General features: G+C 60.9%; 18 protein-coding genes. 11 read left to right on the forward strand and 7 right to left on the reverse strand.

Features of this window, described 5'->3' with window-relative positions:
• Positions 1-29: 29 nt before the first annotated feature.
• The 3 genes from AOA62_RS14830 to AOA62_RS14840 all read right to left on the reverse strand — a co-directional run bounded on the left by AOA62_RS14830 (position 30) and on the right by AOA62_RS14840 (position 3,079).
• Positions 30-1,688 (reverse strand): cation acetate symporter, encoded by a 1,659-nt coding sequence (locus AOA62_RS14830; RefSeq protein ID WP_017134442.1) that lies wholly within the window; start codon positions 1,686-1,688, stop codon positions 30-32.
• Complete coding sequence (locus AOA62_RS14835) at positions 1,685-1,996, reverse strand: DUF485 domain-containing protein (protein WP_017134441.1); 312 nt, start codon at positions 1,994-1,996, stop codon at positions 1,685-1,687. The genes AOA62_RS14830 and AOA62_RS14835 overlap by 4 nt, the downstream gene beginning before the upstream one ends.
• Positions 1,997-2,227: 231 nt before the next feature.
• Positions 2,228-3,079, reverse strand: a complete 852-nt coding sequence (locus AOA62_RS14840; RefSeq protein ID WP_017136250.1) for a glycine betaine ABC transporter substrate-binding protein — start codon at positions 3,077-3,079, stop codon at positions 2,228-2,230.
• A 332-nt stretch (positions 3,080-3,411) separates the two neighbouring features.
• On the opposite strand from AOA62_RS14840, the gene AOA62_RS14845 reads away from it, so the two are divergent.
• On the forward strand, positions 3,412-4,965 hold the full coding sequence (locus AOA62_RS14845; RefSeq protein WP_099549027.1) for a glycosyl hydrolase family 17 protein: 1,554 nt from the start codon (positions 3,412-3,414) through the stop codon (positions 4,963-4,965).
• Between the two features lie 113 nt (positions 4,966-5,078).
• Here the strand turns inward: AOA62_RS14845 and AOA62_RS14850 are convergent, their stop codons facing one another.
• Positions 5,079-5,447 (reverse strand): hypothetical protein, encoded by a 369-nt coding sequence (locus tag AOA62_RS14850; RefSeq protein WP_099549028.1) that lies wholly within the window; start codon positions 5,445-5,447, stop codon positions 5,079-5,081.
• A 235-nt stretch (positions 5,448-5,682) separates the two neighbouring features.
• Between AOA62_RS14850 and AOA62_RS14855 the strand changes: the two genes are divergently transcribed.
• Positions 5,683-6,981, forward strand: a complete 1,299-nt coding sequence (locus AOA62_RS14855) for a serine protein kinase PrkA (protein ID WP_017136247.1) — start codon at positions 5,683-5,685, stop codon at positions 6,979-6,981.
• A complete protein-coding gene (locus AOA62_RS14860; protein WP_017136246.1) occupies positions 6,974-7,762 on the forward strand; it encodes a VacJ family lipoprotein in 789 nt (262 codons plus the stop codon). Before AOA62_RS14855 ends, AOA62_RS14860 begins: the two co-directional genes overlap by 8 nt.
• Positions 7,763-7,797: 35 nt before the next feature.
• On the opposite strand, the gene AOA62_RS14865 is transcribed toward AOA62_RS14860, so the two are convergent.
• The gene (locus tag AOA62_RS14865; RefSeq protein WP_099549029.1) at positions 7,798-9,789 is read right to left on the reverse strand and encodes an FUSC family protein; all 1,992 of its coding nucleotides are present in this window, start codon (positions 9,787-9,789) and stop codon (positions 7,798-7,800) included.
• Between the two features lie 65 nt (positions 9,790-9,854).
• Complete coding sequence (locus AOA62_RS14870) at positions 9,855-10,760, reverse strand: DUF808 domain-containing protein (RefSeq protein ID WP_017136244.1); 906 nt, start codon at positions 10,758-10,760, stop codon at positions 9,855-9,857.
• 133 nt (positions 10,761-10,893) lie between these two features.
• Between AOA62_RS14870 and AOA62_RS14875 the strand changes: the two genes are divergently transcribed.
• Positions 10,894-11,499, forward strand: coding sequence for a TetR/AcrR family transcriptional regulator (locus AOA62_RS14875; RefSeq protein ID WP_017136243.1), 606 nt, complete (start codon positions 10,894-10,896; stop codon positions 11,497-11,499).
• A gap of 210 nt (positions 11,500-11,709) precedes the next feature.
• On the forward strand, positions 11,710-12,168 hold the full coding sequence (locus tag AOA62_RS14885; RefSeq protein WP_099549031.1) for a transposase: 459 nt from the start codon (positions 11,710-11,712) through the stop codon (positions 12,166-12,168).
• Positions 12,169-12,295: 127 nt separating this feature from the next.
• On the opposite strand, the gene AOA62_RS14890 is transcribed toward AOA62_RS14885, so the two are convergent.
• The gene (locus tag AOA62_RS14890; RefSeq protein ID WP_017136241.1) at positions 12,296-12,736 is read right to left on the reverse strand and encodes a heme-binding protein; all 441 of its coding nucleotides are present in this window, start codon (positions 12,734-12,736) and stop codon (positions 12,296-12,298) included.
• Between the two features lie 256 nt (positions 12,737-12,992).
• Here AOA62_RS14890 and gcl point away from each other — a divergent pair, with 256 nt between their 5' ends.
• From gcl to AOA62_RS14925, 6 genes are all read left to right on the forward strand, one after another.
• The gene (gcl, locus tag AOA62_RS14895) at positions 12,993-14,768 is read left to right on the forward strand and encodes a glyoxylate carboligase (RefSeq protein ID WP_099549032.1); all 1,776 of its coding nucleotides are present in this window, start codon (positions 12,993-12,995) and stop codon (positions 14,766-14,768) included.
• 10 nt (positions 14,769-14,778) lie between these two features.
• Entirely contained in the window at positions 14,779-15,561 is a 783-nt protein-coding gene (gene hyi, locus AOA62_RS14900; RefSeq protein ID WP_056857114.1) for a hydroxypyruvate isomerase, read from the forward strand.
• A 180-nt stretch (positions 15,562-15,741) separates the two neighbouring features.
• On the forward strand, positions 15,742-16,632 hold the full coding sequence (locus AOA62_RS14910) for a 2-hydroxy-3-oxopropionate reductase (protein ID WP_056857631.1): 891 nt from the start codon (positions 15,742-15,744) through the stop codon (positions 16,630-16,632).
• Positions 16,633-16,801: 169 nt separating this feature from the next.
• A complete protein-coding gene (locus AOA62_RS14915; RefSeq protein ID WP_099549033.1) occupies positions 16,802-18,082 on the forward strand; it encodes a glycerate kinase in 1,281 nt (426 codons plus the stop codon).
• Positions 18,072-19,487 (forward strand): pyruvate kinase, encoded by a 1,416-nt coding sequence (pyk, locus tag AOA62_RS14920; protein ID WP_099549034.1) that lies wholly within the window; start codon positions 18,072-18,074, stop codon positions 19,485-19,487. Before AOA62_RS14915 ends, pyk begins: the two co-directional genes overlap by 11 nt.
• A 138-nt stretch (positions 19,488-19,625) precedes the next feature.
• On the forward strand, positions 19,626-20,498 hold the full coding sequence (locus tag AOA62_RS14925; RefSeq protein WP_017136236.1) for an urea transporter: 873 nt from the start codon (positions 19,626-19,628) through the stop codon (positions 20,496-20,498).

Here is a 20,498-nt window from a genome sequence, read left to right on the forward strand (position 1 = left end):
GGGGCATTTTTTTGTAACCGTTACAAATATTAGTGATTAACCGCTCCGCTTGCCCCCAAGCCAGTCTGCGAACGCACAAACTGCGGGAAGTACAGCGCACGCTCTTTTTCTGCCGCCGCCGACTTGTCAGTGATGGAGAAGAACCAGATGCCGACGAACGCAATGATCATCGAGAACAGCGCCGGGTACTCGTAAGGGAAGATCGCTTTTTCATGGTGCAGGATCGACACCCAGATGGTCGGGCCAAGGATCATCAGGCCGACGGCACTGATCAAGCCCAGCCAGCCGCCAATCATGGCGCCACGGGTGGTGAGGTTTTTCCAGTACATGGAAAGCAGCAGCACCGGGAAGTTACAGCTGGCAGCAATCGAGAACGCCAGGCCGACCATGAACGCGATGTTCTGGCTTTCGAACAGGATACCCAGGCCGATCGCCAACACGCCCAACGCCACGGTGGTGATCTTCGACACGCGAATCTCATCTTTCTCGTTGGCCTTGCCCTTCTTGATCACACTGGCGTACAGGTCATGGGACACCGCCGAAGCACCGGCCAGGGTCAAACCGGCAACCACTGCCAGGATGGTGGCAAACGCCACGGCCGAGATGAAGCCGAGGAAAATGCTGCCACCCACCGCGTTGGCCAGGTGCACCGCCGCCATGTTGTTACCGCCGAGCAAGGCACCTGCAGCATCCTTGAACGCCGGGTTGGTGCTCACCAGCAGGATCGCGCCAAAGCCGATGATAAACGTCAGGATATAGAAGTAGCCGATGAAACCGGTGGCATACAGCACGCTCTTACGCGCTTCCTTGGCGTCACTGACGGTGAAGAAGCGCATCAGGATGTGCGGCAGGCCGGCCGTACCGAACATCAGCGCCAGGCCCAGCGAGAATGCCGAAATCGGATCTTTTACCAAGCCGCCGGGACTCATGATCGCCTCACCTTTAGGGTGAACCTTGATCGCCTCGGAAAACAGCATGTTGAAGTCGAAGTTGACGTGCTTCATCACCATCAACGCCATGAACGAAGCACCGGACAGCAACAGCACCGCCTTGATGATTTGCACCCAAGTGGTTGCCAGCATGCCGCCAAACAGCACATACATGCACATCAGGATACCCACCAGGATCACCGCTACGTGGTAGTCCAGACCGAACAGCAGCTGAATCAGCTTGCCCGCCCCTACCATTTGCGCGATCAGGTAGAACGCCACCACCACCAGCGAGCCACAGGCCGACAGACTGCGGATCTGGGTTTGCCCCAGGCGATAGGACGCCACGTCGGCAAAGGTGTACTTGCCCAGGTTACGCAGGCGCTCGGCGATCAGGAACAGAATGATCGGCCAGCCCACCAGGAAGCCGATCGAGTAGATCAGGCCATCGTAGCCGGAGGTGAACACCAGCGCGGAAATCCCCAGGAAGGACGCCGCCGACATGTAGTCGCCGGCAATCGCCAGGCCGTTCTGGAAACCGGTGATCTTGCCGCCGGCCGCATAGTAGTCGGCCGCCGACTTGTTGCGTTTGGACGCCCAGTAGGTGATGCACAACGTCGCGCCGACGAAGACCACGAACATCAGGATCGCTGCAACGTTCAGCGGTTGTTTGTGTACTTCACCGGTCAATGCATCCGCCGCCCAAACGGCGGGCGCAAAGACCGAGGCGCCAAGTACAGCCAATAGACGACGGATCATTGCGCAGCCTCCTTGAGAATCGCATTGTTCAGGTCGTCGAATTCGCCGTTGGCGCGTCGTACATAGATGCCGGTGAGGACAAAGGCCGAGACAATCAGGCCGACCCCGATGGGGATGCCCCAGGTGATGGATGAGCCGGGGCTGAGTTTGGCCCCCAGTATTTGTGGCCCGTAGGCAATCAACAGGATGAAAGCGGAGTAAAGCCCTAGCATGATCGCCGAGAGTATCCAGGCGAACCTTTCCCTTTTTCTGACCAGCTCCTTGAAACGCGGGCTGTTTTGAATCGAGAGGTAAATGCTGTCGTTCATTGTTTTTATCCTCGCAGCACAGCTTTTTATTATTTTGGAACATATCCACTGTATGCGGCTGCGGAACAGGTTCCAGACGACCTTAGTAGTAGAGGGAGTGTAGCGAGGGTTTACGGGCGTGCGAGGCTAATGTGGGAGCGGGCTTGCCCGCGATGGCGGTGTATCAGTCAAAACATCTGTGACTTATACGCTGCCATCGCGAGCAAGCCCGCTCCCACAAGGGTTAGTGCTTTATTTTGCGGTCCACTCCGCGACACGTTCAGGGTGCTTGGCGACCCAATCCTTGGCCGCAGCATCAGGCTTGGCGCCCTCTTGAATTGCCAGCATCACTTCGCCGATTTCGTCCTTGGAGGCCCATTGGAATTTCTTCAGGAAAGCGGCGACTTCCGGCGCTTTCTTCTCCAGGCCCTTGCTGCCGATGCTGTTGACGGTCTCAGCAGCACCATAAATCCCTTTTGGGTCGTCCAGAAAGCGCAGTTTCCACTTGGCGAACATCCAGTGTGGCACCCAGCCGGTCACCGCAATGGATTCCTGCTTGTCTTCGGCACGGGTCAGCTCGGCGATCATCGCAGCGCCCGAACTGGCTTGCAGTTTGTAGTCCAGGCCATAGGCCTTGATGGCTTCGTCGGTCTTGAGCATCACGCCTGAACCGGCGTCGATGCCGACGATCTTGTTCTTGAAGGTGGTGTCGGTCTTGAGGTCTTCGATGGACTTGGCTTTAACGTACTCCGGCACGATCAGGCCAATTTTGGCATCCTTGAAGTTGGGGCCGTAGTCGACCACCTTGTCCTTGTTCTTGGTCCAGTATTCACCGTGAGTCACGGGCAGCCAGGCGGAGAGCATGGCGTCGAGTTTGCCGGTAGCTACGCCCTGCCACATGATCCCGGTGGCGACCGCTTGCAGTTTCACGTCGTAACCGAGTTTTTCCCTGATCACCTCGGCTGCCACATGGGTCGTGGCAACGCTGTCGGACCAACCATCTACATAGCCGATGCTCAGGGTTTTGCTGTCGGCGCTGGCCAGTGTGGAGCCCATCGCAACTACCAGAGTGGCAGCTGCGCCCAAGAGTCGTCGCATCTTCATAATACTTCCCCGAAAGTGCTGCGCTCGGCGGATGCCGAGCGACGTCAACCTGTTGTTATAGGGTGCATCGCGCCCCCTTCACGCGCGTCGATCACGGTGGTGCGCCGCCAGTGGAGTGCTGACACTTCGATCATCAACCTGCCGGGGCCTTGGACCTGCTCTGTCAGCGACCTCGGGTAAGCAAGAAACGACATCACATCGCCAGCAGGACAGTTCCTAGGACTTGGCGTCAATTTCCCGCCCGAACTTTGCATGTCTAAATTATGCAGCCCCACTGGGACGGGCCAAATCCGGGTAAGATGCGCGCCTTTGCTCCCCCAGATAAGCTGACCATGCCCGCGACTGCCCGCTTCCCTGCCCTGCCCTATTTCTGCGCCTTGATCCTCGGCGTGCTTGCCCTCGTCGGCTATTGGTACGGCCTTGGCCGACCGGTGGTGTTGCCGGATGTGGCCAGTGCCAGCCACAAGATGCAATGCGCGTCCTACACGCCGTTCGACAAGGACCAGTCGCCGTTAGACCAGCCGTTCAAACTGCGCCCTGAGCGCATGGACGCCGACCTGGCGCTGCTGGCCACCCGTTTTGAATGCATCCGCACTTATTCCATGACCGGCCTGGAAGCCCTGCCTGGCATGGCGCGCAAGCATGGTTTGAAGGTGATGGCCGGCGCTTGGGTCAGCAGTGACCCGGTGGCCACCGAAAAAGAAATCAAAGAACTGATTGCTGCTGCCAATGCCAACCCCGATGTGGTCACTTCGGTGATCGTCGGTAACGAGGCCCTGCTGCGCAAGGAAGTCACCGCCAAGCAGTTGGTGACGCTGATCCATCAGGTCAAAAGCCAGATCAAGCAGCCGGTCACTTATGCCGATGTGTGGGAGTTCTGGCTGCAACACCCGGAAATCGCCCCGGCGGTGGATTTCCTGACCATTCACCTGCTGCCCTACTGGGAAGATGACCCGTCGGGCATCGACCAGGCCCTCAAGCATGTTGGGGATGTGCGCCAGACCTTTGGCAACAAATTCGCCCCTAAAGATGTGCTGATCGGCGAGACCGGCTGGCCCAGCGAAGGCCGCCAGCGCGAAACCGCGGTGCCGAGCCGGGTCAACGAGGCCAAGTTCATGCGTGGTTTTGTGGCCATGGCCGAGGCCAATGGCTGGCGCTACAACCTGATCGAAGCGTTTGACCAGCCGTGGAAACGCGCCAGCGAAGGTGCAGTCGGTGGTTACTGGGGCTTGTTTGACGCCGACCGCCAGGACAAGGGCATCCTTGCCGGGCCGGTGAGTAACGTGCCGTATTGGCCACTGTGGCTGGGCATCGGCGGCCTGATTCTGCTGGGCACTCTGGCACTGGGCGGTCGGGTGCGCAGCGCGCGTGCCGCATTCATGCTGCCATTACTCGGCGTAGTGGCCGCCTGCTCCATTGGCACCTGGGCCGAGCTGACCCGTGTCACAGCACGTTTCAACGATGAATGGGTGTGGGCGGGCTTACTGGTGGTGTTGAACCTGTTGGTACTGGCCCATGCCGCGCTGGCTTTAAGCGCTCGGGAAGCTTGGCGGGAACGCGCCTTCACTTGGCTGGAGCAACGCGCAGGTTGGCTGGTGGCAATTGCCGGGTTCGCCGGTGCAGTGATGATGCTGGCGCTGGTGTTTGACCCGCGCTATCGCAGCTTCCCAAGTGCGGCACTGGTATTGCCGGCACTGGTTTACCTGGTTCGCCCGGTCACCGGCCCGCGTCGGGAGATTGCGCTGCTGGCCTTCATTATTGGCGCCGGCATTGCGCCGCAGCTGTATCGCGAAGGCTTGCTGAACCAGCAGGCGTGGGGTTGGGCGGTGGTCAGCGGGTTGATGGTTGTAGCGTTGTGGCGTTGCTTGCGGGTGCGCAAAGCTTAAAAATGCTATCGCAGGCAAGCCAGCTCCCACATTCGACCGCATTCCATGGGATGCACCCAATCTAATGTGGGAACTGGCTTGTCGAATCGTCGCACCGCTGCGATGAGGCTCTATCAGACGCCCCGAGGCTTCCTGACCAACCGCAACCCCGCAATCACCACCGCAAACACCGCAAACGTGGTGTTATACAACGCCAGTGCCGGCAACCCGAACACCATCCCCAACACCGCCAAACCCCAGCCCGCTCGCCCCGGCACAAAAAACGCCAGCACCGACGTGACCAATGCGGCCCAGCCCAATACCTTGAAGTGAATCATCAGCCCCAGGTTCGAGCGCAACTGGCATTCCCAGCGGCTGGCCTCGTCAACGCAGACCCCCACCCACTGGCCGTCTTCCATAAACCCGTAACGGGCGCCATAACTGGCGGCCAACCATAACGGCAGGGCAATAAGCAGCAGGATCAGTGGCAAACGACGGGACATGGGGTACTCCGATAGGCAAAAACGGCGCTCAGCTTAATGCGCCGGCAGCCGTTAGCAAGGCGCATACACACAATTAGTGTTCATCAATGCATGGCAACGTGTATCTTCTGGCTACTATTACCCCGATTCCGTGGTTTTTTCCGACTTTTAGTGCCGAGGGCTGGCACTTCGGTGGCAACGCGGTGGTCATAGCCTGCGAACTTCATTCAGCACGTTTCCTCTTAGGGATTAAGTCATGCTCCGTTCCTTGCGCTGCGCTGCCTTGCTGGGCAGCCTATTTTTGAGTGCGTCAGCACTGGCCGTCGATATCGACCCAGCCAGCTATGGCTACCCTTTGACCAACCCGTTCGAAGCGACTATCGCCACCACTCCGCCGAATCTGCGCCCGCAATTGCCGAGCGACGACGAGATCAACCAGTCCGACTACAGCCTGACCATGCGCCCTGAGCGCCAGTTCAGCCTGCCGGACAACTTCTGGGCGGTGAAGAAACTCACCTACCGCATCGCCAAGCAAGACCACGCCGCACCGCTGATTTTCCTGATTTCCGGCACCGGTGCGCGGTATGACAGCAGCATCAACGAATACCTCAAAAAGCTCTATTACAAAGCTGGCTACCACGTGGTCCAGTTGTCCTCGCCCACCAGCTTCGACTTCATCGCCGCGGCTTCGCGCTTCGCCACTCCCGGCATTACCCAGGAAGACGCCGAAGACATGTACCGCGTGATGCAGGCGGTGCGCGCGCAGAACTCCACGCTGCCGGTGACCGACTACTACCTCTCCGGCTACAGCCTGGGCGCTTTGGACGCGGCATTTGTGAGCAAGCTCGACGAGACCCGCCGCAGCTTCAACTTCAAGAAAGTGCTGCTGCTCAACCCGCCGGTCAACCTCTACACCTCGATCACCAACCTCGACAAGCTGGTACAGACCGAGGTCAAGGGCATCAACAACACCACCACGTTTTATGAGCTGGTGCTGAGCAAGCTGACCCGTTACTTCCAGCAAAAAGGCTACATCGACCTCAACGATGCCCTGCTCTACGACTTCCAGCAGTCCAAGCAGCACTTGACCAACGAACAGATGGCGATGCTGATCGGCACCTCGTTCCGCTTCTCGGCGGCCGACATTGCCTTCACCTCGGACCTGATCAACCGTCGCGGCCTGATCATTCCGCCGAAATACCCGATCACCGAAGGCACCAGCCTCACGCCGTTCCTCAAGCGTGCGCTGCAATGCGACTTCGACTGCTACCTCACCGAACAAGTGATCCCGATGTGGCGCGCGCGCTCCGACGGCGGCAGCCTGCTGCAACTGATCGATCAGGTCAGCCTGTATGCCCTCAAGGACTACCTGCACGACAGCCCGAAAATTGCCGTGATGCACAACGCCGACGACTTGATCCTCGGCCCTGGCGACCTGGGTTTCCTGCGTAAAACCTTCGGCGATCGCTTGACCGTCTACCCGTTGGGCGGCCACTGCGGCAACCTCAATTACCGCGTCAACGCCGACGCCATGCTGGAGTTCTTCCGTGGCTAAATATCTTCTGCTGCTTGCCGCCTTGATGTGCGCAGGCGTGGCCAATGCCGACAACAGCAAGGCCCACGAGCCGGTCAAAGTCGGCGCCGACGGCTTCAAGGAACCGCTGACCAAACTCAAGTTCAACCCGGGCCTGGACCAGCGTGAATTCGAGCGTTCATCACTGACGGCACTTAACGTCTATGACCCGCTGGAGTCGTGGAACCGCCGCGTGTACCACTTCAACTACCGCTTCGACCAATGGGTGTTCCTGCCGGTCGTCAACGGCTACACCTACGTCACTCCCAGCTTCCTGCGTACCGGTGTGAGCAACTTCTTCAACAACCTGGGCGATGTGCCCAACCTGGTGAACAGCCTGTTGCAACTCAAGGGCCACCGCTCCCTGGAAACCACCGGGCGCCTGCTGCTCAACACCACCATCGGCATCGCCGGCCTGTGGGACCCGGCCACCGCCATGGGCCTGCCGCGCCAGAGCGAAGACTTCGGCCAGACCCTGGGCTTCTACGGCGTCCCTGGCGGCGCCTACCTGGTGCTGCCGATCTTCGGGCCCTCGAACCTGCGTGACACTACCGGCCTGATCGTCGACTACGGCGCCGAGACCGAGATCAACTTCCTCAACGTCTCCAAGGTCAGCGAAAACCACCCGGAAATCTGGGCTTTGCGCGCCGTCGACAAGCGCTACCAGACCAGCTTCCGCTACGGTCAGATGAACTCGCCGTTTGAGTATGAAAAGGTGCGCTACATCTATACCGAGTCGCGCAAGTTGCAGATCGCCGAGTAACCTCCCTGCAGGAGCTGGTTCGCCAGCTCCTGCTGCTATATGCCTCGCTGACACCACTTGCGCCAGGTAAACCGCAACTGCAGCACCGCCGCCCTGGCCATCTCCCGATCCTGCTCCGTCAACCCCGACGGCTGCTCAAGTGCTTGAAGCAGTGCAGCACTTGGCCCATCCAGCATCCCCGCCGTTGCCAAGCCTGGCCCCGCGTGCCTGAGTATCACCGCCAACTGCCGCAGATAATCATCACGCTCGCCAGCCAAGGCGCCCTGGCTGCCCGCAAGGCTTGCACGCAACTCCAGCAACTCATCACCCAGGTCCAACCCGAGCAGGCCATTATCCCAATGAGTACGACGCTCGGCGGGCAAGGTTTGGCTGTAGCGTGACAGGCGAATCAAGCGATCGGCCATGCGCCCGCCAAACCAGCTCTCGGCTTGCTCCAGAGGGCGCGAAGTCAACTGCGCCAAATCGAACAACGAAGCCTTGAACATACGCCGGTAGTGTCGCTCGCCAGGGTTGAGCTGGATCAGGCGAAACACCAGCACTGCAATGCCGACGCCCACCAGGGTCGCGATAGCTTTGTTGAGAAAGGCGGCGATGTCGTAGCTCATGAGGTTGCTGGGCCCGACGTTGTTGACGAAAAAGATGCAAAACGCCGAGGCTGTGGCGGCCAGCTTTACCCGGCTCATGCACAGCGAGGCGAAAAACAACGGCACGCCCAACGCCACGCATAACAGCGCGAAAGCATCAAACCCGGGCAACAAGGCAAAGCGCACAAAGCCGGCTATCGGGATCGACAGCGCAATGCCCTTGAGAAAATTGAGGCCCGACGCAGAAGGGTTTTCCCGCGCGGCAAACAGGCTCAAGACCACGCCGCTGATCGACACTGCACCCAGGCCCGACGGCCAGTCGGTAAAAATCCAGAATGCCGCAACGGCCAGAAACGCCAAGGCACTGCGCAGCCCACCGAGCACGCCTTGCTCGATATCCCGATGCCAGGACAGGGCGCCTGGCGCACCGGGCGGCACCCTGCCAGCTTCGACGGCCGCCAGGGTCAATGCGCCCACATCGATCAAGCGCAGCACCTCGGCCAATTGCACCAGGCAAAAGTGCGCCTCCGCGCTCAAACCTGGATCACCCAGCGCCAACCTCAGGCGCTGCGAGAGTGCAGGCAGCGCATCGGGCCGCTCTTGCTGTAGCGTCGCGGCCACCTCGTCCACCCAAGGCGCCACGCGGGTCGCATCTTCCAGCATCAGTCGCTGCCGTGCCACGCCGCGGGCCGCGCGCAAGAGTCCCAGCAAGTCCCGGCTCAGCACCCGCAGCGCCTGGGATCTGCGCCGGCCCTTGGGGCCTTCGAACCAGGCATGGTCACGCTGGGCATCAACTGCAACCAAACGGCCCAGTGCTTCGAGCAACCCCTTGCGCTGATCGGTGCCCAGCAGCTCCGACGCCGCGGCGCGCAGGCCCGCCTGCCAGGCCGCACGGCCTTGAACCGCCAGCGTCTGCTCAACCCGGCGCGGCCATAAAATCGTGCTGGCGATAGACGCGCAGAGAATCCCCAGGCTGATTTCCTGGCAACGGGCTACCGCCTCATCGAAAACCCCAAGCGGCGCCGCAGTCGCAGGCAGCGCGATAATCGCCGTGGTGTAGCCCGCCAGCACAAACCCATAAGAGGCGTGATTGCGCAGCAACGACGCGCCTGTGGTGCAAAACGCCAACCACAACGCCATGCACAGTAGAAACAACAAAGGCGCTTGGCCGAAGACAGCAATCATCACCACCGAAGCCGCCGCGCCCACAAACGTGCCCAGTAACCGATAGGCACCCTTGGCCAAGACCATGCCGCTGGTGGACTGGCCGACGATAAATACCGTGGTCAGCGCCCATTGCGGCTGCTGCAAGTCCAAGCAAAAGGCCAGATACAACGCGACCCCGCCGGCGATCATGTTGCGCAACGCAAACAGCAGATCGTCCCGCGAGGGCGCCAGGGTGGCTTGCCAGAAGTCAGGCAGTTGAAACGTGGAAAGCTTCATTCAGCGAACACATAGATAGCTAGCTAATGATTAGCATAGTATCTATATGCCCGCCGAATGCCAATCTAGCGTTTCAGCGCGCGCCACACTTTGCCTACCAGTGAAACCACGGCCAGCACCAGCGCCCCGGCAATAATCCCGGCCACTGCGTTGAGCAACGTAGGCATCAACCACGCCGCCGCGCCGACACTCTGGCTGAGCGTCTCGATCCAGTGATGCACCGCCGGCACGCCATGGGTGAGTATGCCGCCGCCGACCATGAACATCGCCGCTGTGCCGATCACCGACAGACTTTTCATCATGTAAGGCGCGGCGCGCAAGATCGCCCCACCGATACTGCGAGCCGCCTGGCCGGGCTTTTGCGTCAGCCACAGACCCAGGTCATCGAGCTTGACGATACCGGCCACCAGCCCGTACACGCCAATGGTCATGACAATGGCGATGCCCGACAGCACTATCACTTGCTGCATCAAAGGCGCATCCGCAACGGTACCCAGGGTGATGGCGATGATTTCCGCCGAGAGGATGAAATCGGTGCGAATTGCACCTTTGATCTTGTCCTTCTCAAATGCCACCAAGTCAGTCGCCGGATCAGCCACGGCTTCAACCAGGTGAGCCTGTTCTTCGGTGCGTTTATGCAAGAAGGTGTGCGCAAGCTTCTCAAAGCCTTCAAAACACAAATAGGCGCCGCCGAGCATCAACAGCGGCGTGACCGCCCACGGCGCAAAGGCGCTGATCAGCAATGCCGCCGGCACCAGGATCAGTTTGTTGACAAACGACCCCTTGGCCACCGCCCACACCACAGGGATTTCCCGCTCGGCGCGCACGCCGGAAACCTGCTGGGCGTTAAGTGCCAAGTCATCGCCCAGCACGCCGGCGGTCTTCTTGGCGGCCATTTTGGTCATCAGCGCAACGTCATCGAGTACGGCGGCGATATCGTCGATCAATACCAACAAGCTGCTTCCTGCCATCAATCGGGCTTCCATAAGAATGAGAAACGCCGAGCATAGCGCGGCGCAAAGCTTTACGGGCGCATTCTTGAGGCTCGCGGATAGCCGGTGCTACCATGCACAACCGCCGATCTGGCAAGGAAACTCCTGGTTTATGAGCACCATTCGCGAGCGCAATAAAGAAAAGATCCTGCGGGCGGCCAGCGAGGAGTTTGCCGACAAGGGCTTCGCCGCGACCAAAACCAGCGACATCGCCGCCAAGGCCGGGCTGCCCAAGCCCAACGTCTATTACTACTTCAGGTCCAAGGACAACCTCTACCGAGAGGTGCTCGAAAGCATTATCGAGCCGATCCTGGCCGCCTCCACACCGTTCAACCCCGAGGGCGAGCCGTCGGTGGTGCTGAGCAACTACATCCGCTCGAAAATCCGCATCTCCCGCGATTTGCCGTTTGCGTCCAAGGTGTTTGCCAGCGAAATCATGCACGGCGCCCCGCACCTGAGCCCCGAGCAGATCGAGCAGCTCAACGCCCAGGCCAAGCACAACATCAACTGCATCCAAAGCTGGGTAGATCGCGGCCTGATCGCCGCCATAGACCCCAACCACCTGATGTTCAGCATCTGGGCGGCGACGCAGACGTATGCCGATTTTGACTGGCAGATATCGGCGGTGACCGGCAAAGCCAAGCTGGATGAGGCGGATTATGAGGCGGCGGCGCAGACGATTATTCGGTTGGTGTTGAAGGGGTGTGAGTTGGGTTGATGGGCCGAGGTGCCGGTGCTATTCGCGAGCAAGCCCGCTCCCACATTTTGATCCGCGCGAGACATAAATTGTATTAACACCGCAGACCCCATGTGGGAGCGGGCTTGCTCGCGAAAGCGCCCATCCAGACACATCCTGCCAAAAGCCTGCCGATCAGCGTCAGCCACCGAGATCTAGCCTCTCAGAACCCATCTGAAGAGAGGCCATGGAATGCCTGATCTAGCGACTTCACACCGCCTGCGCATCGGGCGGTTCAGCGAACCGAACCGCGTCTACCTGATCACCACCAACACCCAGGAGCGAGTCCCACTATTCGGCGACTTTCACCTCGGCCGCCTGGTTGTCTGGCAGTTCAGACTGGCCCAATACCAAGGCCTGGCTAATTCATTGGCCTGGGTGGTGATGCCAGACCATTTCCACTGGCTGATCGAACTGCAAAAAGGCTCGTTGGGGGATTTGATGTGTCAGGTGAAATCCAAAAGTACGCGATCGGTGAATGGTGCAACCGGGCGCAAGGGCCGGCTTTGGCAAACCGGTTTTCATGATCGGGCACTGCGCAGGGAGGATGATTTGGTAAAAATGGCCAGGTATGTGGTGGCCAATCCACTGCGAGCAGGGTTGGTAGAGCGGATTGGCGACTATCCGTTGTGGGATGCGATTTGGGTTTAAAGCCAAGACCGGGTCGCCGCCTTCGCGAGCAAGCCCGCTCCCACACTTGACCGAGTTCCACCTTTGGAATGCAGCCAAGTGTGGGAGCGGGCTTGCTCGCGAAGAGGCCCTTACAGTCACCACAGAATCAAGCAGAAACCCCCGCATCCGCCAACAACCCCACCCCCTCAATCGCCGTAATCGCGCACTGCTCATCGATATCCGAGGTATCTCCGCTGATCCCGATCGCCCCCAGCACTACCCCATCCTGATTCCGTATCAACACACCACCCGGTGCCGGCACCACGCTGCCCTGCCCCAGGCTGTTCAACGCGGCGATAAACGCCGGGCGCTGCTGTGCGTCCAGCGCCAGCAGGCGCGAGCCCTTGCCCAGTGCAATCGCGCCCCAGGCCTTGCCGATGGCGATTTGTGGGCGCAGCAGGCTGGCGCCGTCTTCGCGTTGCAGGGTGATCAAGTGGCCGCCGCTGTCGAGCACCGCGATGGTCAGCGGCGCAGCCGAGATCGTGCGGCCTGCGGTGAGGGCCTGGCTGGCGAGTTGGGTGGCAAGTTTCAAGGTTAAAGCGCTCATGGTGCCGTCCTTCTTTTGTTATTGGGAATGCGGTGGAGGTCTGTTTGATCAGATGCTCGATCAAACAAATAGAACACAATGACATTTATTTTTGTATACAATATTTTCGCCCAAAGGCTCCACACGTCGAAAAAAGTGCTTCCGACGAACGCCATGGCCACTTTGCAAAATGCATTGACCTTCGCCGCTCGCCGTGAATACACTTTGTCCAGACACCACTTGTATACAATTACAAAACGCAAGAGGCACCAAAACCATGAGCAAAATGAGAGCAATCGAAGCCGCCGTCCTGGTCATGCGCCGTGAAGGCGTGGACACCGCCTTCGGTATCCCGGGCGCCGCGATCAACCCGCTGTATTCGGCCTTGCAGAAGGTCGGTGGCATCGATCACGTCCTTGCTCGCCACGTTGAAGGCGCCTCGCACATGGCCGAGGGCTACACCCGCACCAAGGCCGGCAATATCGGCGTGTGCATCGGTACTTCCGGCCCGGCGGGCACCGACATGGTCACCGGCCTGTACAGCGCCTCGGCCGACTCGATCCCGATTCTGTGCATCACCGGCCAGGCCCCACGTGCACGGATGCACAAGGAAGACTTCCAGGCCGTGGATATCACCAGCATCGTCAAGCCGGTGACCAAGTGGGCGACCACTGTTCTGGAGCCCGGCCAAGTGCCCTACGCGTTCCAGAAAGCCTTTTATGAAATGCGCTCCGGCCGCCCTGGCCCGGTGCTGATCGACCTGCCGTTCGACGTGCAGATGGCCGAGATCGAATTCGATATCGACGCCTACCAGCCACTGCCGCTGGCCAAGCCCTTGGCTACGCGCATCCAGGTGGAAAAAGCCCTGGCGCTGCTGGATGCGGCCGAACGTCCCTTGCTGGTCAGCGGTGGCGGCGTGATCAATGCCGACGCCAGCGAGCTGCTGGTTGAATTTGCTGAACTCACCGGCATCCCGGTGATCCCGACCCTGATGGGCTGGGGCACGATCCCGGACGATCACCCGCTGATGGTGGGCATGGTCGGCCTGCAAACCTCGCACCGCTATGGCAACGCAACGATGCTCAAGTCGGACGTGGTGCTGGGCATCGGCAACCGCTGGGCCAACCGCCACACTGGTTCGGTGGAGGTATACACCGAAGGCCGCACGTTCATTCACGTCGACATCGAACCGACGCAGATTGGCCGCGTGTTCACGCCGGACCTGGGCATAGTGTCCGACGCCGGTTCTGCGCTGACGATGTTCATTGAAGTGGCCCGCGAGTGGAAAGCCGCCGGCAAGCTCAAGGATCGCAGCGCCTGGCTGCATGACTGCCAGCAGCGCAAGGCCACCCTGCACCGCAAGACCCACTTCGACAACGTGCCGGTCAAGCCGCAACGCGTGTACGAAGAGATGAACCAGGTGTTCGGCAAAGACACCTGCTACGTCAGCACCATCGGCCTGTCGCAGATTGCCGGCGCGCAATTCCTGCATGTGTACAAGCCACGCCACTGGATCAACTGCGGCCAGGCCGGTCCCTTGGGCTGGACCATTCCGGCGGCACTCGGGGTGGTCAAGGCCGACCCGAGCCGCAAAGTGGTGGCGTTGTCGGGCGACTATGACTTCCAGTTCATGATCGAAGAGCTGGCGGTGGGCGCGCAGTTCAAGCTGCCGTACATCCACGTAGTGGTGAACAACTCCTACCTGGGCCTGATTCGCCAGGCCCAGCGCGGGTTTGAGATGGACTACTGCGTGCAGCTGTCCTTCGACAACCTCAACGCGCCGGAACTCAACGGGTATGGCGTCGACCACGTCGCTGTCGCCGAAGGCTTGGGTTGCAAGGCGCTGCGCGTATTCGAGCCGGGCCAGATCCAGCCGGCGTTGCGCAAGGCGCAGGAAATGATCGAAGAATTCAAGGTTCCGGTGATTGTTGAGATTATTCTGGAACGCGTGACCAATATTTCCATGGGCACCGAGATCAACGCCGTCAACGAATTCGAAGATCTGGCCCTGGTCGGCAACGACGCGCCGACTGCCATTTCCCTGCTCGATTAAGGAGAACCCTATGCCGCGTTTTGCCGCCAACCTGTCCATGCTGTTTACCGAGCAGGACTTTCTCGCCCGTTTCAAAGCGGCCGCCGACGCCGGCTTCCAGGGTGTGGAATACCTGTTCCCGTACGAGTTCAGCTCCGCCGAGATCAAGGCGCAGTTGGATGCCAACGGCCTGACCCAAGTGCTGTTCAACCTGCCGGCCGGTGACTGGGCCAAGGGCGAGCGCGGTTTGGCGTGCCACCCGGATCGGGTCGAGGAGTTCCGTGCCGGGGTCAAGCTGGCCATCGCCTACGCCCAGGTGCTGGGCAATACCCAGATCAACTGCCTGGCCGGGATTCGCCCCGCCGGTGTGGATGACGAAACCGTAGAAAAGACCTTTGTCGCCAACCTCAAGTACGCCGCCGACAAGCTGCAAGCGGCGGGCATCAAGCTGGTGATGGAGATGATCAACACCCGCGACATCCCGGGTTTCTACCTGAACAACACGGCGCAGGCCCTGTCGATTCGCGAGCAGGTCGGCAGTGCCAACCTGTTCCTGCAATACGACATCTACCACATGCAAATCATGGAAGGCGACCTGGCCCGAACCATGGCCGCGCACCTGGGTGAGATCAACCACATCCAGTTGGCCGACAACCCTGGGCGTAACGAGCCGGGGACCGGGGAGATCAACTATCGCTTCCTGTTCGAGCATCTGGATCGGATTGGTTATGCCGGTTGGGTCGGTTGCGAGTACAAGCCGCTGACCACCACCGAGGCGGGACTGGGTTGGCTCAAAACCCATAACGCCATCTGACTGACACAACACAACAACACAACAGAATGTGGGAGCTGGCTTGCCTGCGATGCGGACACTGCGGTGTATCAGGCAAAACCGGGTGATGCCATCGCAGGCAAGCCAGCTCCCACATTTGGATCTTCAGTGTTTGGTGGACCGTGTCCGCCCTGCACCTAGAATAAAAAGAGGATGTTGATCATGGCTAAAATCGGATTTATCGGCACCGGCATCATGGGCCAACCCATGGCCGCCAACCTGCAAAAGGCCGGCCACCAACTGTTTCTGTCCGAGCATCACGGCAAGGCGCCCGAAGCCCTGATCGCGGCCGGCGCGGTGGCCTTGGCCAACCCGCAGCAAGTCGCCCAGGAAGCCGAGTTCATCATTGTGATGGTGCCCGACACCCCACAGGTGGATGACGTGCTGTTCCGCGCCGACGGTGTTGCCGCCGGCCTGTCGCCCAACAAAGTAGTGATCGACATGAGTTCGATCTCGCCCACCGCCACCAAGGCGTTCGCCGCGAAGATCAACCAGACCGGCGCGCAATACCTCGACGCGCCCGTGTCCGGCGGTGAGGTCGGCGCCAAGGCTGGCACCTTGAGCATCATGATCGGTGGCGAGCCGCAGACGTTCGAACGCGCCCTGCCGCTGTTCCAGGCCATGGGCAAGAACATCACCCTGGTCGGCGGCAATGGCGATGGCCAGACCGCCAAGGTGGCGAATCAGATCATCGTCGCGCTGAACATCCAGGCAGTGGCCGAAGCACTGCTGTTCGCATCGAAGAACGGCGCCGACCCGGCCAAGGTGCGCGAAGCGCTGATGGGCGGGTTTGCTTCGTCGAAGATCCTGGAAGTGCATGGCGAGCGCATGATCAAGGGCACCTTTGATCCGGGCTTCCGCATCAACCTGCACCAGAAAGACCTCAACCTGGCGCTGGCCGGGGCCAAGGAGCTGGGGATCAACCTGCCGAACACGGCTGGCACGCAGCAGGTGTTCAGCACGTGCACGGCGATTGGTGGCGGTAATTGGGACCACTCGGCGCTGATCAAAGGGTTGGAGCATATGGCGAATTTTTCGATTCGCGATAAGTAATTCGATTTGAAATGCAGGCCAATGTGGGAGCTGGCTTGCCTGCGATAGCGGTCTTTCAGTTAGACATTCATTGCCTGGTACACCGCTATCGCAGGCAAGCCAGCTCCCACATTTTGATCCCGTTTCAAGTCTTAACTCTAATAACAAGAATCCCCCCGGGAGCCCGCTTATGTCGGTCGATCCGCAACACCTGCTTCGCGAGCTGTTTGCCACAGCCATCGACGCCGCCCACCCCCGGCAAGTCCTTGAACCTTATCTGCCCGCCGACCGCAGCGGCCGTGTAATCGTGATCGGCGCCGGCAAAGCCGCGGCCGCCATGGCGCTGGTGGTCGAGAACTGCTGGCAGGGCGAAGTCTCGGGCCTGGTGGTCACCCGTTACGGCCACGGCGCACCGTGCAAGAAAATCGAAGTGGTCGAGGCCGCACACCCGGTGCCCGATGCGGCCGGCCTGGCCGTCGCCAAGCGTGTGCTGGAACTGATCAGCAACCTCACCGAAGACGACCGCGTGATCTTCCTGCTCTCCGGCGGTGGTTCGGCCTTGCTGGCCCTGCCCGCCGAGGGCATCACCCTGGCCGACAAACAAACCATTAACAAAGCCTTGCTCAAATCCGGCGCGACCATTGGCGAGATGAATTGCGTGCGCAAGCACCTCTCGGCCATCAAGGGCGGCCGGTTGGCCAAGGCCGCATGGCCGGCGACGGTGTACACCTACGCCATCTCGGATGTGCCGGGCGACCAGGCCACAGTGATCGCCTCCGGCCCCACCGTCGGCGACCCGAGCACCTCGCAGCAAGCCCTGGCGATTCTCAAGCGCTACGGCATTGAGGCGTCGGCATCGGTGCGCAGCTGGTTGCAGAACCCCGCCTCGGAAACCGTCAAACCCGGCGACCCGGTGCTCGCCCGCAGCCACTTCCAATTGATCGCCCGCCCGCAGCAATCGCTGGAAGCGGTAGCGGTGAAAGTTCGCCAGGCCGGGTTCAGCCCGTTGATCCTCGGTGACCTCGAAGGTGAAGCACGCGACGTGGCCAAGGTACACGCCGGTATCGCCCGGCAGATCGTGCAGCATGGCCAGCCCTTGGCGGCGCCGTGCGTGATTCTCTCGGGCGGTGAAACCACCGTCACCGTGCGCGGCAATGGCCGTGGCGGGCGTAATGCTGAATTCCTGCTGAGCCTGACCGACAGCCTCAAAGGCCTGCCCGGCGTGTACGCACTGGCCGGTGACACCGACGGCATCGACGGCTCCGAAGACAACGCCGGCGCAATCATGACCCCGTGCAGCTACCGCCGCGCCGAAGCCCTGGGCCTTAGCGCCAGCGACGAGCTGGACAACAACAATGGCTATGGCTACTTCGCCGCACTCGACGGTTTGATCGTCACCGAGCCGACCCGCACCAATGTCAATGACTTGCGCGCCATCCTGATTCTTGAGACTGCCAAACATGACGCCTGACAAGAAAGTCAAAATCCTCGCCACCCTCGGCCCGGCCACTGACGGCATCGATGACATCCGCGAGCTGGTGGAAGCCGGGGTGAATATCTTCCGGCTGAACTTCAGCCACGGCGAGCATGCCGACCACGCCCAGCGCTACCAGTGGATTCGCCAGGTGGAGCGCCAGCTCAACTACCCGCTGGGCATCCTTATGGACCTGCAAGGGCCGAAGCTGCGGGTCGGGCGCTTTGCCGAGGGCAAAGTGCAACTGGTGCGCGGCCAGGCGCTGCGCCTGGACCTGGACCCGACCCCGGGCGATCAGCGCCGGGTCAACCTGCCCCATCCCGAGATTATCGCGGCGCTGGAGCCGGGCATGGACCTGCTGCTGGACGACGGCAAATTGCGCCTGCGCGTGATCACCAAACATGCCGACGCCATCGACACCACCGTGCTCAATGGCGGCGAGCTGTCCGACCGTAAAGGCGTGAATGTGCCGCAAGCGCTGCTGGAACTCAGCCCGCTGACCGCCAAGGACCGCCGCGACCTGAGCTTCGGCCTGGAGCTGGGCGTGGATTGGGTGGCGCTGTCGTTTGTGCAACGTCCGGAAGATATCCGCGAAGCCCGCGAACTGATCGGCGACAAAGCCTTCCTGATGGCCAAGATCGAAAAACCCTCAGCCGTGCTGCGCTTGCAGGAGATCGCCGAACTGAGCGACGCGATCATGGTTGCAAGAGGCGACCTGGGTGTGGAAGTGCCCGCCGAGAGCGTGCCGCAGATCCAGAAAGACATCATCAGCACCTGCCGCCAATTGGGTAAACCGGTGGTAGTAGCCACGCAGATGCTCGAATCCATGCGCTTCTCACCGGCACCGACCCGCGCCGAAGTGACCGACGTGGCCAACGCCGTGGCCGAAGGCGCGGACGCGGTGATGCTCTCGGCCGAAACCGCCTCGGGCGAATACCCACTGGAAGCCGTACAGATGATGAGCAAGATCATCCGCCAAGTGGAAAACGGCCCGGATTACCAGGCGCAACTGGACGTGAGCCGGCCCAAGGCGGATGCCACGGTGTCGGACGCCATCAGCTGCGCGATCCGGCGCATCAGCAGCATCCTGCCAGTGGCGGTTCTGGTGAACTACAGCGAGTCCGGCAGTTCCAGCCTGCGCGCGGCGCGGGAACGGCCGGTGGCGCCGATCCTCAACCTCACGCCGAACCTGTCCACGGCGCGGCGGCTGAGTGTGGCCTGGGGCGTGCATTCGGTGGTCAATGACCGGCTGCGCCAGGTGGACGAGGTGTGCTCGACGGCGCTGGAGATTGCCCAGGCGCAGGGCATGGCGCAGCGCGGGGACACCCTGGTGATTACCGCGGGGGTGCCGTTCGGGCAGCCGGGGTCGACCAATTCGTTGCGTATCGAGACGTTGATTTAGCGTCTGTAAGGGCCTCATCGCGGGCAAGCCCGGCTCCCACAGTTGATTGGGTTCGCACCTCTTTATGTGTGAACACAGCCAACTGTGGGAGCTGGCTTGCCTGCGATAAGGGCAACTCGGTCTCACTGACTAACCACCATGCACAACCCAACCTGCCCCGACTGGGCCGAAGCCCTGCTCAACGGCTTCAGCCAGATATTCCTGCAGCGCCAGCCGTTGTGCGGCCTGCTGTGCCTGTTGGCCATCCTGATCGGCGCCCCGGCCTTGCTCGGCGGAGCGTTGCTGGGCGGCCTCGCCGGTTTGCTCACGGCCCAGCGCCGGGGTTATCCCAAGGCAGAGCGCCAGGCCGGCCTGTATAGCTACAACGGCGTGCTGCTGGGTGTGTTGATCAGCCAGCACTTCGCCTGGTCGGCGTTGTTGCCGCCGTTGATCCTGGCGTGCGGCGGCCTGAGTGCGATGCTCACGCGGCTATGGTTGAAACATACCCATCACCCGGATGACTTGTCCGCGTACACCGCGCCCTTTGTCGGCCTGGGTTGGCTGTTGATCGGCAGCGCGCCTCAGCCTACGTTTGCCTTGGTCGAGCCCAACTTCTTTGCGATTGTCAGCGCGCCCTTTATTGGCCTTGCGCAAGTCATGCTGCTGGACCAACCACTGGCGGGAGTCTTGATTGCCGTCGGCTTGTTGTTGGCCAACCGTCGCGCCGCCCTGTGGGCCTTGGTCGGTGCCACTGCTGGCGTGCTGGTGGCTCTACTACTCGACGAACCCGCCAGCGCCCTCCTCGGCCTGCACAGCTACAACCCGGCGCTGGCGGCACTGGCCTTGAGCCAGTCACGACGCCAGCCGTGGCTGCCACTGCTGGGCATCCTGCTGGCGATTATCCTCACACCCGGTTTTGCCATCCTGCACCTGCCCGCGTTGACTGCGCCGTTTATCCTCGCCTGCTGGCTGGTGCGCGCCACGCAGCGGATGTTCAAAGCCCGCGTGGACAGCCCGTTCGAATCCCCCTAG

The sequence above is a fragment of the Pseudomonas sp. 2995-3 genome, assembly GCF_002742565.1.
Lineage (GTDB): Bacteria > Pseudomonadota > Gammaproteobacteria > Pseudomonadales > Pseudomonadaceae > Aquipseudomonas > Aquipseudomonas edaphica.